This window comes from Caulobacter sp. GW821-FHT12F03 (assembly GCF_058806855.1).
Window position 1 is genome coordinate 1 of sequence record NZ_JBXAQC010000012.1, and the last position, 13,046, is coordinate 13,046.

A 13,046-nucleotide genomic window follows, 5' to 3' on the forward strand; every position below is an offset into this window, starting at 1 on the left:
GGCCGGCGGCGCCGCCGCGCCTGTGCTCGGCAAATTTGACGATCACGGCAGGTAACGGTCCCAGACCGTTTCCAGCTGGGCGAGGGCGGTCCGCACGTCATCGCTCACCGGGTCGGCCCGCCCAGAATTCAGGGCGCGGGCGATCTGGTTGAGGTTGTTCCCGATGGCGTTGAGTTCGCGCAACTCGTCCGCCGTGAGGACGCCGGCCGGCCCTGCCGGCATGGCGGGGCGACGGGGTTGCGCGCCAAGGGCGGCGGCGCGCACAAAGTCGGAAAGGGTGAGCCCCGATTCGGCGGCGCGTAGGCCCAGGGCGGCGCGTTCCTCGGCCGTGAAACGGGCGGCGACGTGCTGGCTGCGGGCCGCTCGCTCATCCTGCTTCGGTCGTGCCATCGCCGCACCTCCGGGGGGTTCAAAGGGGGACGCTTGCCCGCCCCTTGCCAGAGTTTATGTGAAACATAAACACATCTGGCCTGCTCTCTTCAAGCCTCTCCACGCTATCCAATCCAATCTAAGGGTCGGTGAAAAATAGCTACAATTGCAGCGACCTGAATCTGCGCCGCCATGGGTGGGAACACAGACTTTGATCGACGGGACTCTTCCATCGCCGCGCGCGTGACCGGCGGAGCCTGCCGCTAGGCTCCGGGGGTGAGCCAGAGCCAAAACCCGGTTAAGCGGGACATGACTTAAACCCGCAAACCCGTTCGGCCGGCTCTTGGCGAAGCGCGCGCGGCGGCCCGTCGATCTCAACAAACAGGGTGGGGGCGGCGTCGTGCAAGTGCTCCCCGGATTGCCCCTCGCTATGAGTGAAGGGTCGCACGGCGCGGCCGTCGATCAAGGACGCTGCGCGCCGCGTGGCGGTCGGCCTGCGGCCGATCCTTGACCGCTAGCCTCAATCGCCGTGCGCCTGGTCCTTCACGCGACGGGGCGGCTCCGAGGATCAGGACCGGCAACAGGGCAGGGGGCGCTCGCTGCGCTCGCGCCACCTGCCGGGAAGGTCGCTCAGGGGCCCACCAAGGATCAGGGAGCGGAACACCAATCCGGCTTTGGCCGGCCCTTCGGCCAAGGTCGCGCCGTGCCTCGATCAATCATCATCTGACCGAAATCACGCCCGCCGATCACCACGCGGGCAACCGTGCGATTGTAGCTGCGCCCCATGCGGATGACCTGGACGCGACGGCCTTCCAACAAGGCGCGAGCCTGAGCCTTAGCGGCCAAGCCTTGGCGAACCTCAGCCGCGCAGCGGGCCTGGTGGCGAACCGATTCCGGCGCGTCGATGGCGGCGACTCTGATCCGCTCACCCGTCACGAGCTGGAAGGTGTCGCCGTCGATCACACGAGCGACGATCTCAACGGTTGGAGCCTGGGCGGCGCTGACAGGAACCGCGGCGGCCAGTAGGGCAACAGCCGCGGCTATGCGCCACCAGGTCACGCGCTGCGCGCGATCTTCGGCTCCTTGCCCGACGCGGGTCGCACCCTGGCCTTGCTCGGGGATTTGACCGGCAAGGGCAGGGGCTCAATCTCCGCTGTCGGCGGGGCGGGCGCAGCTTCCTTCTTGATGCGCTTCCGGCCGCCCTCCTGGTCGAGCTTAGGGTCGTGAGCGCCATTCCAGAGCAGGCCGGGCCGCGCCACGCGATAGAAGTTTCCATCCTCGGATAGATCGGCCTTTTGCTGAGGCACGAGCTCGCGCGCAAACCGGCCAACAGCGCCCTGCAGATAGTCCTCGCGCAGCTCAGCGCACACCCAGCGACGGGAGAGCTTTTCGCAGACCTCGCCCGTGATGCAGCTGCCGCCAAACGGATCAAAAACCATGTCCCCCGGGTCGGTACACATGCGGATGAAGTATTCCGGCAGCTCGGACGGATAGCGGGCCGGGTGGGGGGACAGGCCCTTTTCCTGGCAGTAGCGAATATAAAAACTGTTGCTCTCGGTGTTCGGCAACGCGAGCAGATTCGGCGGGATCGCCGCTCCGTTGTCCACCGCGAAGCCCTCGCTAATGTCGTGGCCGGAGGGTCGCTTCTTGGCCCGATAACCGTTCGTCAGGAGCTGCTGCATCGAGGGGCTATAAGGCTGCAAGACGCGCCGATTGCTGGCCTTCGGCCAAGGCGTCTTGGACAGCCACCAGACGGTGTTCACCGCGTCCTTGACCCGAATTCGCCGCACCGTCACCCACTCGGCCGGCGAGGGCAGCTTCGACGGATTCCACCAGTAGAACTCCTGAGCCAGGTGGAAACCGAACTCCTCGCAAAGCATGATGAGCAGCTTGAAATGATACAGGTGGCGGGTCGGCTCACCCTGATTCCAGGCCCCGCCAATGTCGATGACGAGACTCCCGTTGTCCTTCAAGACGCGCTTGAAGGCCTTGGCGAACGGCTTGAACCAATCCAGGTAAAGGTCGGCGTCGACGTTCCCGTATTCCTTCTTGCGGACAAGTCCGAACGGCGGACTCGTCATGATGAGGTCGACGGAATCCGCCTTCGTGTTCTTCAACACGTCGAGGGAGTCGCCGAGCATCACGCGGCCGAGGTCCGTCTTAAAAAACTCGCGGGGCTTCTTCTGGGTCGCCATTACAGCCCCTCTGGATCAATGGTTTTCAGGGTCATGGCGTTGTGCGCCTCACGGGCGAACACCTCGACGATGGCGGCGGGACTGGCTTCGATTCGAGCCAGATCTCCGCCGTCGATCATCACGATAGCCAGGTTGGAATCGGTCATGATCTTGTTGGCGTAGCGGCGGGCCTGACTGCCGATGTCGCCGGTCGTCACAACGATGATGGCGTTGCTCTTGAGGAAGTGAGTGAGCCCCACCTCCTTCGCCACATCGTCCAGGCTCACGCGGCCGGTGTTTTTACATTGCACCTGCCAGCGCGAGAAAATCAGGCGCGAACTGTCAAAGATCAGGTCGATCTCTGCGCCGCCCGTGGTCTCTGCCCGCAACCTGGTTGCGACATAGGTCACGTCGAGCAGCCGCATCAACTTGAAGGCCAGCGCCTCTAGGGCCAGGCCGGCGACGTAGCGGTCAGGCGATTTGATCTCGGCCAGAATGTCTGAGAGCGGGCGCTTCAAAAGCGCCATCAGCTTCGGGTCGATCTGATCCGCCAGCTGTTGCAGGAGCGGCTCGATAATTTCTTTGACGAGCTTGTCAGTGGGAGCGACGAGGAACGGCTTCGCGCCGCGCCCTTCGGTCGTCTTGTCAGCGGTGATGAAGCCCGCCTCAACGAGCGCGTTGAGCACGAGCTTAGGAAGGCTCTTCTCGGGAAACTTCACGCCGTAGGTGACGGTGGCCAGCGCAGCGATGGCGTTCGCCGGCTGCGGCTCGGTCACGCCGGTATTGGCGAGCGCGCGCAAGAACGCGCGCTGCTCAGCGGTGAAGCCGGCGAGGGCCTCGAACTCTTCCGGCCCGGTCCCGAGCACTTCACGCAGGCGAATGTCGGCGATCTGCCAGCGGCTTCCGATGATGACGCCGGCTTTGTGCAACCAAAGGCGCATCATGCTGGGGTGCTTGCCCCCCGAGGGGTAATGCAGGCCACGCTGGGCCAGGCCGTCGCGCAAGGTGGTCAGGTTCACCTCTTCGCCGGCGGCCGTCATGTCCTGGATACATTGGACGAGCCGCATCCCGTTGAGGTTCAGGAGGATATGGCGCGCCAGGTCGTCATAGAGCCTCTGCTCGTCCTCGCGGACGTTGTAGAGCGCTTGGCCGACGACCGTGAAGTTGGCCTTTCGGTCAATCAGCCCGTAGGCGATGAGTCCGAGCTTGCAGTTGTTCGCCAGCTTCGCGCGGTTGTAGTCGCCGAGGTCGCCCTCCCCCGTCGCGCCGTGCTTGGTGAAGTAGGTTGCCAGGATTTCGACTTCCAGGCCCTTCGGGTCGCCCTGGTGGCGCTCCACGATCTCCAGCAGCTGGGGAAGCACCACCTGAGAGGGCGAAAACTCACTGCCGAACGGAAGATCACTTTTCTGGGCCATGTCAGGCCGCCTTTGCTTCGGCACGGTGCGCGGCGATCACCCGCTTAACCGTGGCCTTCGATACGTTGAACAAACTGGCGGCGTGAGTGGTGGTCCCCCTGCCCTCCTCGATCATGCGAACAATTTCCGCCTTCTGCGACGGCTTCAGTTTTGGTTTACGGCCGATGATGACGCCGGCTCTTCTGGCGTTCTCCAGGCCGTGAACGGTGCGCTCCCGGATAATTTCGCGCTCGAATTCGGCGAACGCCCCGAGCATCTGCATCAGCAGCCTGCCTGACGGCGAGGTGGTGTCCACCGGGTCGGTGATCGAGCGAAAACCCGCCCCTGCAGCGTCGATCTTTTCCAAGGTGAAGAGCAGATCGCGGAGAGACCTGCAGAGCCGGTCCATCTTCCACACGAGCAGCACGTCTCCAGGGCCGAGGCGGTCAAGGGCTAGGCGTAGCTGCGGGCGCGCCAGATCGGCCCCTGAGCCCTCCTCCCGGAAGATCAGATCGCAGCCGGCCTCGGTCAGAGTCCGGGCTTGCGCGGCGAGGTCTTGATGATCGCCGCGCGACACGCGCGCATAGCCAATGAGCATGAGATGAATTTGACCCCCGGTTTTGATTCGCGGAAGTCATTGATTCGACTTATCCACAAACAGGGGTTCAAAACCGTCCGGTTTTGAGCCTTTGGCGGCATTAACTTTTTCGCGTATCGCTGGAGTCTGTGCAGACCAAGGAAACGCGATGACCGAACAACAGCTCAATGACCGACTCGACGCCCTGGCCCTGCGCCTGAAGTGGATTTCTGACACCGAAGCCCGCCAAGCCTGGATCAAGGGTTTCGGCGCAAGCGGCGAGTTTGACGACGAGCGGACGAAAATCATCGACGAGACGGAAGAGGTTCTCGACCGGCTGGAAGCGATGGGCGGGAGCCCGAAGTTCAAGCCCGCCTAGATGCATCTGCGCAAAGGCCTGCCCGAGACTGAATTCACGCCTCCCCGAGGCCGTGGCCCAGACAGTATTCCTGACACCGGCCCAGAGGCCCTTCCTGGCGTCCATTTTTGGACCAAAGCTGAGACGCTGGATCACGAGGAGCTCGAGTACGAACCTGGGAAAATCTTTGTTGGGCGGGTCGATCAGCGGATGATCGCCGTCGGGGATGACCGCCATATCGTGACGGTCGCCGGTTCGCGTTCGGGCAAGACGGCCTGCCTGCTGATCCCAAATCTCAAGCTCTATCCGGGGTCGGTGCTGGTTATCGACCCAAAGGGCGAGCTGGCGCGCGACACGGCGGCCTGGAGGGCCGATCCCGAAGGCCTGGGCCATGCGGTCCATGTCCTCGATCCCTGGGGCGTCTCGGGCGTCTCTGACGACCTGCTGTCGTTCTTTGACCCCCTGGCCGATCTGAAGGAAGCGGCGACCCATACCCCCGCCCTGCGGCGGGAGTGGGTGGACGATGCGGCGTTGATCGCCGAAGGGCTGATCCAGGAGCAGGGCGAGAACAATTCCCATTGGACGGACAGCGCGCGAAACGTGCTTCGGGGGCTTCTCCTGTGGATGTTGGACGGCGGTTGCCCCGATGGCTGTTCGGTGGCGCTGCTCCCCCGTCTCCTGTCAGCGGCGGCGACGGGCTCACCTGACGACGACGACGAGAGCCCGGAGCCGGGTCTATGGGAAGCCCTGGCCTACTATAGCGGGCGGGGCGACGACGTTGAGGCTGTGATCCGCAACGCCGGCAACGGGATGCTGGGAACGTCCCCCCGCGAGCGCGCGTCGATCCTGTCCACCGCGCGCAATCAGCTCGCCTTCCTTGAAAGCGCGCCCCTCGCCGAATGCCTGTCAAAATCATCGTTTCAGCTGGCCGATCTGAAGCGAGCGCCGACGACGATCTATCTCTGCCTACCGGCGGCGCGCATGGGAACACATGCGCGGTGGCTGCGCCTGGTCCTGAACCTGGCCGTGGCCGCCCTCGAGCGCGAACGAACAAAGCCCCCCTTCCCTGTTCTCTTCATGCTCGAGGAGTTCGCGGCGCTCGGTCACATGCGCGCCATCGAACAGGCCTCGGCCTACATGGCCGGCTTCCAACTCAAGCTCTGGATCGTTCTCCAGGATCTGACGCAGCTGAAAAGGCACTACAAGGAAGGCTGGGAGACCTTCCTCGGCAATGCCGGCCTTCTGACCGTGTTCAGCGTATCCGACCTGACGACTTGCGAGTATGTGTCCAAGCAGCTCGGCGAAACCACAATAGAGGTGACGAACAAGCACACGACGACGAAGGCCGGCCTTCTCTCGGGTGATCCTGGCGAGCGAAAAGAGGCGCGCGCGCATGCGCTGATGACGCCGGCCGAGGTCGCACTCGAATTCGCGCGCCGCACCGATGGTGAAACGCCGGTCGAGGGGTTGATGCTCGTCCGAGTGCCAGGCGCGCTGCCGTTCGTCGTAGATCGGGTGTTCTGGGAGCTGTTGGAGTGACTGAGCGCCCTACTCTCTCACAAGTCCTGGCCCTGGGGCCGTCGGTCGTCGCGCAGGAACATGCCCAGGCCGATTTTCGGTATGTTCGCCCTGTCACGCTCGCCGTCGTCGGCATGTTCCTGGCCTTCAATTTCTTCGGCTTCATCACCGCCTACATCATCGGGGTAGTTGCGGTTTCATATGACCAGGTCGGACCCTGGACCTTCGGCCTGGTTCTCGCTCCTGTGGTTGTAACAAATTTGGTCCCGTGGCTGATCTGGCGCTTGGCTGACCAGTTCGAAGAGGCTGAATCTGCTGACCGCTTCCGGGTATTGGTCAATATAGACGGCGTGGCACACGTCTACGTTTCCGATCCGATCTATATTCCCTGGCGGGACAGAAAGGCGTTTTACGCTCGCGCCATAGACCATAAGTCGAAGTTGCCGACGATTGTTCAATCGAAAGACACGGTGCAGTTTACGCTAGAGCACGCGATCCCGGATTGCGCGGCGCTCCGTGTCGAATTCGTCAACAGTGTTTCTGGACATTTCGAAGCGGTACGAGACGGCGTGACCTACCGCCTATCCGGCATGGACGACCACGGCGAAGGGGCGCAGCTCGCGCGACACCACGAGATAATGACGGTGCTGAAAGCGCCGACCACCCGCCTCGCTTCGAAGAGGCGGAGCCGCAAGGGCTACTACCTCTAGGCCGAGCCCCCTGCCCTACGCGCCGGCTTTTTCGAAATACTCGCCGGTCTGTGGGTCGAGCTTCTCGGCCGGCATGATGACCACGCGGCCGGTGATCTGGACGCCGGCGGGAATCTCGCCGGAATAGCCGCCGTTCTTGGTCGGCCAGAGGGCTGCAACGCGGGTGAACTGCGCGCCCTTCCCTTCGCCTGACACCTGGTTCAAGTAGGCTGTTGGCTTGTTGTCGGTCATGGTGTGGGCTCCTTCTGGTTGATTGATGTATTCATGGGCTCAAAGTTAATTCCTCCGAATGTTCCTAGAGCGTGTTCGTAGTCTATCGGAATAACTCGGCTTGGTGAATCCCCGCGCTCAAGGCTCCGCAGCACGTAAAGAAGGCCGCCCTCGATCTCCCAAAGCTGCGCGCTCGCAATGTGATTCTCAACGGCCGCGAGAAATGCATAGAGGTCCGGCTCGGGAAACAGGTCGCAAGCCAGGGCGATATGAGACGGCCGCTCTTTCAATCCGTCCGGCTTAAGTAGAATGATTGGGTGATCTAAGTTGATTGAAGCATACGGCAGTTGGTCGAATGTGCTGTCTGCATAGACCCGGACAAGGTCTAGATGCCGACAAGGCCCTTTTCGGTGGTAGGCGAACGCCCACTTGCTGACCATCGGAAACGGAACGCCGCTCATTGTCCTTACTCCTCGCGGACATACTCGCAAAGGTTGCTTAAGGCCGGCTGAAAAGTCCCTAAAATCCCACCCAAGTTCCCTGTTCGACGCGCCGCAGGCGTGTTGAACTCTTAAACTGACGTTCCCCGTCCCGACGCCTCCAGAATGGCGCGGCCCGGAAGACCCTAGAACCCCGCAGGGGGCGCAACGAAGTGGAGCACCGCGAAGCGGTTTCGGGTCTGAGGACCGTGCTAGGCTGTGAGCAAAGGGACTGGATGACTCGTCGGCCGTAGGCCGACACCGTTTAGGGCGCTCCGCGCCCTCCTCTCGCTCAATTTCTCGGCCGCAGGCCGAGGCCGTTTCCGTCCGCGCAGCGGGCGGCTCTCGTTAGAATGGGTTAACTGACGTTAGGAATGAATGTTAGGCCGTCGGCGAGGCTCAAAATGTAGCCGCCAAACTCTTCTGTAAGTTACTGACTTACCGCAGAAAAGCCGCCTCTCTTAGACTCTTAATTTCCTGGCCGAGCGTGGGTGATCCCCCGTGGTTGGTGTGGGTGAAACCCCGCGCTTGCGTGGGTAATCCCCCGTGCTCGTGTGGGTGAAACCCCATGCTTGAAAGGGAAAAGTGGACATAAAACAGAGCGTTGACGGGAATCGGGAATCGGAATCCGGCCAAAGCGTGGGGTTTTACCCACACCCTCAAACCTCTGCGTTTCTGCGCTTTGCACCAGGTCGGTTGCGCTCCCGGTGCTCTCTGAGGAAGCCTTCGAAGGCTTTGACCGGGTGGCGGGGCTGCTTGCCCTCCTGGCTGCACCAGGTCACGAACCGGGCGAACATGTCCGGCAGGTCCAGGTCGGGGAACATGGTCGAGAGATAGCGCCACGTCTGGGCGTCCACGAGCTGGCGGAACTGGTGGGGGTTATCCAGGAGGCTCTGCTCGGCCTTCTTGCGGACCTGGCGGCGCTCGTGGACCGTCCCGAGGATCTGATTGCGCTCGCTGTCAGGTAGGGGATAGACGCGCAGCTGCGGGCCCCCCTCCCCGCTCTCGATCCATTCCAGGCCATAGTCGAGGATCGCGCCCCGCTCGATCACCTTCTTGAGGTCGCGCTTGAACATGCGAAGCGGCTGATCGGAGCCGCTTTTCTCGTGAAGTGTCGCAAGGTTGAATTTCCAGCCGTCCGGCGCGCCGTGGGCATGTTTCCGGGCGATGCGGTAGAGCCAACGCTCATAGCCGCCTGTCAGCTGGAAATAATCCTCGCTGATCTGGAGCAGCATGGACTGATTGCAAACGCCCATGAACAGCCACTCGCAAAGGGTGATGCTCATCCCTTTGGATTGGCCCGTGCGGGTGTCGGTTTCCTCATCCCAGGCCGAAAGCCAGGTGAAGCCCCCTTCCCTCTTCCGCCGTTGGTGGTGCTGACGAATGTTCGTCTCGACATAGGTCGATGAGAGGCGTGCCAGGGCCGCGCGAAGGTCTTCGCGGTCCTTTCCCCCGGTTCCTCGGCCGATGGCCCTCAGGAGGTCCGCAGGCTGGAAAAACAGCGTCGGCGACGGCTCGGGCGCGTTCTTGTCGAGACGCCGGCGCTGCGCCTGCTCGTTGATCTGGGAAGCGGCCCAAATCAGAATGTCGAAGTCCCAGATCGTCGCCATGCCGTGCTTGACGTTGGGCGAGACCTTCACCTCGATATCGCCCTTCGGGCTCTTGTACTCGATGGACGTGAACCGCTTTTTCGAGAGCGCGAAAAACGGCCGCTCCATCGTCTCGCGCTGATCGCGGAGCGACGGGGCCGAAAGCGGCGCGACAAAGAGGTCAAGCTGCCGCGCCTTCGGAAAGTCCGCACGTTCACTTGCCGACATGCTCTCAAGTGAGCCTGCGGACATGTTCACATGTGGGCGCGCGGACATGTTCAGCGGTCGCCGATGGGGTGTTCGCCGTACTTGCGCAGCAGATCGTCGAACGCCTCGCCCATCAGGGCTTGAAGGCTCTTGCCCTGCTTCCTGGCCAGGATGTGCAGCGACATGGACAGGTCCGGCGAGAAGTAGCCGGTGATGGCCTTGCGGCCGATCCGGCTCGGGGGCGCTACGCCGGCGACGGCGCTGCGCTCCTCGATGACCTCGGGCGGCGGAGCCGACACATTGGCCGGCTTGGTGGCTAGATTGGCAAAGCGGCTCATGCGGCCCTCACTTTCTCACTTGTGGTCATGTTCACACGCTCACATGTCCACGCCCAAAGCGCCGCAATGTCCTCGGCGGCCTTGCCGTTCGGGTCCAGCTCGGCCGCGACTCGGCCCTGACCCGTGCTGTGATGAAACCCGGCCCGCTCGGGGATGACAACCGGCGCGACGGCGACACCGAAGCCGGTGACGACTTCGCCGGCTTCCTCGTAGAGCTTGGCGGCGCGGACTGGCCCGGCCATGAACACCACAAAGGCAGGCTTGCCGCTGCGCTTGGCGAGCGCGGCCGTCATCTGGATCGCGTCCAGGTCAAAGGCGCGAGGCCGGCACGGGATGAGGATCAAGTCGGCGAGCTTGGCGGCCTCATAGGCGGCCGCCTCGGCGTGGGGCGGGGTGTCGATCACGACCAGCTGCGCGCCCTGCTGCTCGGCCGCCGCGAGCTTGCGAGGCAGGAGGGCAGGGGGGCTGTCGATCACTTCCGGCGCGCGGCCCTGACGCCACTCGGCCCATTTGCTGGCCGTCGCCTGAGGGTCCATGTCCACGATCAAGGACACGAGGCCGGCGGCCTCGCCGGCGGCGGCCAGGTGCAGGGCGAGGGTGGTTTTTCCCGCGCCGCCTTTCTGGCTCAAAATCGCAATGGTTCGCATGTCCACGCCTCCACATGTTCACATGTGAGGGTGAGGGAGATTCGGTTAACAACCTAGAAAGATCGTATTCCTAACGCCGGTTGATGATCGCGCGCCGGGCGCTATAATCGCCCTCGGCCGCCGCCCTGGGGATACGCAGGACGGTCGTGGGGACTACCCACGCACGAGGCCTGTACAGACGATGTATAATTGTAATTCACTGACTGTGTGGTCCCCAAGGTAGGGGGTTCCGGAATTCGGTGAGGGGCTTACCCCGATTGTGGGGCTAACCCTAAGCCAAGCGTCGTCCCAACTGAGGGTAAGGCGCTGCCTGCAACGTGATGGGGCTCAGAGCTGCTCTTCCCGGCGCTCGGTATGGTCCTAATAAAGCGTTTGTCGGGCGTCCCGGCCACTCGTCGCTAATCGAACGCGCGCCTTTGGGTGTGCGCCGTCAGGCGGTGTGGCTATGAGACAAGACGACAAATCCCGTAACGCGCTGTTCGAGAAGGTCTTGAAGATCGTTCTCGCAATCGGCGGCCTGTCCTTCACGGGGATGGTGGGGCTCACCGTGTATGGCGTCAGCTTCGCACCTGACGACGCTTGGCAGCATATCTCGCCGCTGGTCGAAACCTGCAAGCTCACGTTCACCGGCGCAACGGGCTCGCTAATCACCCTCCTTGGAGGCAAAGCGCTCAATCGGTAGGTCGCAGGGGAGGGCGCTAGGAGCGAGGGATTCCGTGGGGTTTCACCCACACCCGGCTAGCGCTCATTTTCAAAATCGTTTCGGGCTCGGGTGCTGCGCTCCCGTTCCCGGCGCTCCCGGCGCTTCGCTAGCTGGGCCTCGGTCAGGGGAGGGCCGAAGCGCGGGCGAGCAGGCTTTCCGAACACCTGCGGCTCTGGCGCTTTGGGGCGCTCGCTGCGGGCGGCGGTCTTCTTCGCGATTTGCTCTTGAACGGCGCGCTGCTTCTCGCGCGCCCGTCGATCCTGCTCGGCCTGGTCCTTGGCCGTGCCGGCGGCGCGCGCGAACGGGGAGGGGGCCTGATCCCGACGCTGCCGATCGGCGGCCTGCCGATCGCGCTCCCGATCGCGCTCCTGCTCTCGGGCGAGCGTCTTCGCATGGATGACCTTAAAGTCCTGCTTGCGCGCCTTGGGCTTGTACTCGGGCAGTCCAGCCTCGCGCCGCTCTGCGTTCTGGCGCTCGCGTAACGCAGCCCTCTCGGCCGCTTGACGCGCCTTCATTGGGGCCAGGTCCACCTGGCCGACGGTCATCCCCGCGAGGGCCTTCTGGAAGCTCGCCTCTGAAAGCATCTTGTAGATGTCGCGGCGCTCTCGGTCTTGCCGGCCGGGGAGGGCACTTTTCGCGGCCTCTGCGGCTTGGTGGCGGGCCGTGGCCACCTTGGCGGCCTCGATGGCGCGCGCCTGCCGTTCCTGGGCCTCCTGGAGGCTCTGAGCGCCGAGGATCTTCGCCACCTTGCCGAGGAGCGTTCCCTCGCGCTTCTCGGCCTTCACAACCGCCTTAGTGGCCTTCCGGGCGGCATCGGCAGCGAGACGGGCTTCAACCTGGGTCCGGGCGGCGATAGCGAGGGCTTGGGCGCGCTCGATCTCCTGCCGGCGTTTCACTTCGCGCCAATAGGGACGGTTCGCCTCCTTGTCAGCCGCCCGCGTCTTGGCCCGTTCCTCGCGGAAGGCCCGGTCATACGCGGGTTTGTTGGCGGCGATCTGCGCCTTAGCTGCATCCCACTCCTGGGAATGGCCGGCCCAAAGCGCCTCGCGCTCGGCCTTCTGACGCTCAAAGAAGGCGTCGCGGCCCTCTCTCATGCGCTCGTATTCGGCGCGTGAAAGGCTGCGCTCATCCCTGGTCAGTTTCAGGTCAGGGGAGGGGGCTCCCGACTCCCTAGCCTGGTCGTGCGCCTGACGGTTATCAGCGCGCTTCCGGGCGTTCTCCTCCCGCTGCGGAGCGGTCGTGTCGCCATGCTCTAACGAGTATTTCAGCGCCCATGCCTGAGCGTTGGATTTGCTGAACGCGAGATTGAACAGCCGGCCGTCTTCCGGGTTCACAAGATTGACCATCGCGTGGACGTGGGCAAAGCCGTTGTCGTTGTGCGCGGCGAGGACGGCCTGAGCTTTATCGAGGCCGATCTGCTTGAGCACGTCGCGCACGGCCTGGGCCTGGTGCGCCTGGTCGGGGTTCGTGCCTTCGGGCCAGGACACCACGACGTGGAACACGTCGCCGTGCTCCTTCTTTCGGCCGGCCCTGGACACGCCGGCGCGCGCCTTAAGCTCTTCGGCATTCATGCTGACGGCGGCCATGACGCGAGCGGCCATATACGGGTTGTCGGTCCCGAGGTTCTCGGTCGCCGTCCATTCCGGCCGGTCATGGTCGAGGAGATACTTCGCCGTCGCGGTGAAGCTGTCACCTCGGCCGGCGGCGCCGCCGCGCCTGTGCTCGGCAAATTTGACGATCACGGCAGGTAACGGTCCCAGACCGTTTCCAGCT

15 protein-coding genes are annotated in these 13,046 nt (G+C 63.5%); 4 read left to right on the forward strand and 11 right to left on the reverse strand.

What is annotated here, in order from left to right; translation table 11 throughout:
- Window positions 1-42 precede the first annotated feature (42 nt).
- From AC1RN0_RS18040 to AC1RN0_RS18060, 5 genes are all read right to left on the reverse strand, one after another.
- Window positions 43-390: a plasmid mobilization protein gene (locus AC1RN0_RS18040; protein WP_492788851.1), complete on the reverse strand. Its 348-nt coding sequence runs from the start codon at window positions 388-390 to the stop codon at window positions 43-45.
- 627 nt (window positions 391-1,017) lie between these two features.
- The gene (locus AC1RN0_RS18045) at window positions 1,018-1,428 is read right to left on the reverse strand and encodes a thermonuclease family protein (RefSeq protein ID WP_492788852.1); all 411 of its coding nucleotides are present in this window, start codon (window positions 1,426-1,428) and stop codon (window positions 1,018-1,020) included.
- On the reverse strand, window positions 1,425-2,564 hold the full coding sequence (locus tag AC1RN0_RS18050; RefSeq protein ID WP_492788853.1) for a DNA-methyltransferase: 1,140 nt from the start codon (window positions 2,562-2,564) through the stop codon (window positions 1,425-1,427). The genes AC1RN0_RS18045 and AC1RN0_RS18050 overlap by 4 nt, the downstream gene beginning before the upstream one ends.
- Window positions 2,564-3,958, reverse strand: coding sequence for a restriction endonuclease (locus AC1RN0_RS18055; protein WP_492788854.1), 1,395 nt, complete (start codon window positions 3,956-3,958; stop codon window positions 2,564-2,566). Before AC1RN0_RS18055 ends, AC1RN0_RS18050 begins: the two co-directional genes overlap by 1 nt.
- 1 nt (window position 3,959) lies before the next feature.
- A complete protein-coding gene (locus AC1RN0_RS18060; RefSeq protein ID WP_492788855.1) occupies window positions 3,960-4,535 on the reverse strand; it encodes a recombinase family protein in 576 nt (191 codons plus the stop codon).
- Between the two features lie 148 nt (window positions 4,536-4,683).
- Between AC1RN0_RS18060 and AC1RN0_RS18065 the strand changes: the two genes are divergently transcribed.
- From AC1RN0_RS18065 to AC1RN0_RS18075, 3 genes are read left to right on the forward strand one after another with little or no spacing between them, the layout of a single operon-like run.
- Complete coding sequence (locus AC1RN0_RS18065) at window positions 4,684-4,893, forward strand: hypothetical protein (protein WP_492788856.1); 210 nt, start codon at window positions 4,684-4,686, stop codon at window positions 4,891-4,893.
- On the forward strand, window positions 4,894-6,411 hold the full coding sequence (locus tag AC1RN0_RS18070; RefSeq protein ID WP_492788857.1) for a type IV secretory system conjugative DNA transfer family protein: 1,518 nt from the start codon (window positions 4,894-4,896) through the stop codon (window positions 6,409-6,411).
- Window positions 6,408-7,100, forward strand: coding sequence for a hypothetical protein (locus AC1RN0_RS18075; RefSeq protein ID WP_492788858.1), 693 nt, complete (start codon window positions 6,408-6,410; stop codon window positions 7,098-7,100). The genes AC1RN0_RS18070 and AC1RN0_RS18075 overlap by 4 nt, the downstream gene beginning before the upstream one ends.
- Window positions 7,101-7,115: 15 nt before the next feature.
- Here the strand turns inward: AC1RN0_RS18075 and AC1RN0_RS18080 are convergent, their stop codons facing one another.
- The 5 genes from AC1RN0_RS18080 to AC1RN0_RS18100 form a co-directional block, all read right to left on the reverse strand.
- The gene (locus AC1RN0_RS18080; RefSeq protein ID WP_492788859.1) at window positions 7,116-7,331 is read right to left on the reverse strand and encodes a hypothetical protein; all 216 of its coding nucleotides are present in this window, start codon (window positions 7,329-7,331) and stop codon (window positions 7,116-7,118) included.
- Window positions 7,328-7,771, reverse strand: a complete 444-nt coding sequence (locus AC1RN0_RS18085) for a hypothetical protein (RefSeq protein WP_492788860.1) — start codon at window positions 7,769-7,771, stop codon at window positions 7,328-7,330. The genes AC1RN0_RS18080 and AC1RN0_RS18085 overlap by 4 nt, the downstream gene beginning before the upstream one ends.
- Window positions 7,772-8,448: 677 nt before the next feature.
- On the reverse strand, window positions 8,449-9,606 hold the full coding sequence (locus AC1RN0_RS18090) for a replication initiator protein A (RefSeq protein ID WP_492788861.1): 1,158 nt from the start codon (window positions 9,604-9,606) through the stop codon (window positions 8,449-8,451).
- Between the two features lie 50 nt (window positions 9,607-9,656).
- Window positions 9,657-9,923 (reverse strand): ribbon-helix-helix domain-containing protein, encoded by a 267-nt coding sequence (locus tag AC1RN0_RS18095; protein WP_492788862.1) that lies wholly within the window; start codon window positions 9,921-9,923, stop codon window positions 9,657-9,659.
- Window positions 9,920-10,570 carry an AAA family ATPase gene (locus AC1RN0_RS18100; protein ID WP_492788863.1) on the reverse strand — a complete coding sequence of 217 codons (651 nt, stop codon included), beginning with the start codon at window positions 10,568-10,570 and terminating at the stop codon, window positions 9,920-9,922. The genes AC1RN0_RS18095 and AC1RN0_RS18100 overlap by 4 nt, the downstream gene beginning before the upstream one ends.
- A gap of 445 nt (window positions 10,571-11,015) precedes the next feature.
- On the opposite strand from AC1RN0_RS18100, the gene AC1RN0_RS18105 reads away from it, so the two are divergent.
- A complete protein-coding gene (locus tag AC1RN0_RS18105) occupies window positions 11,016-11,252 on the forward strand; it encodes a hypothetical protein (RefSeq protein WP_492788864.1) in 237 nt (78 codons plus the stop codon).
- 56 nt (window positions 11,253-11,308) lie between these two features.
- Here the strand turns inward: AC1RN0_RS18105 and AC1RN0_RS18110 are convergent.
- A partial coding sequence (locus tag AC1RN0_RS18110; RefSeq protein WP_492788865.1) for a relaxase/mobilization nuclease domain-containing protein occupies window positions 11,309-13,046 on the reverse strand: 1,738 nt, incomplete at its 5' end.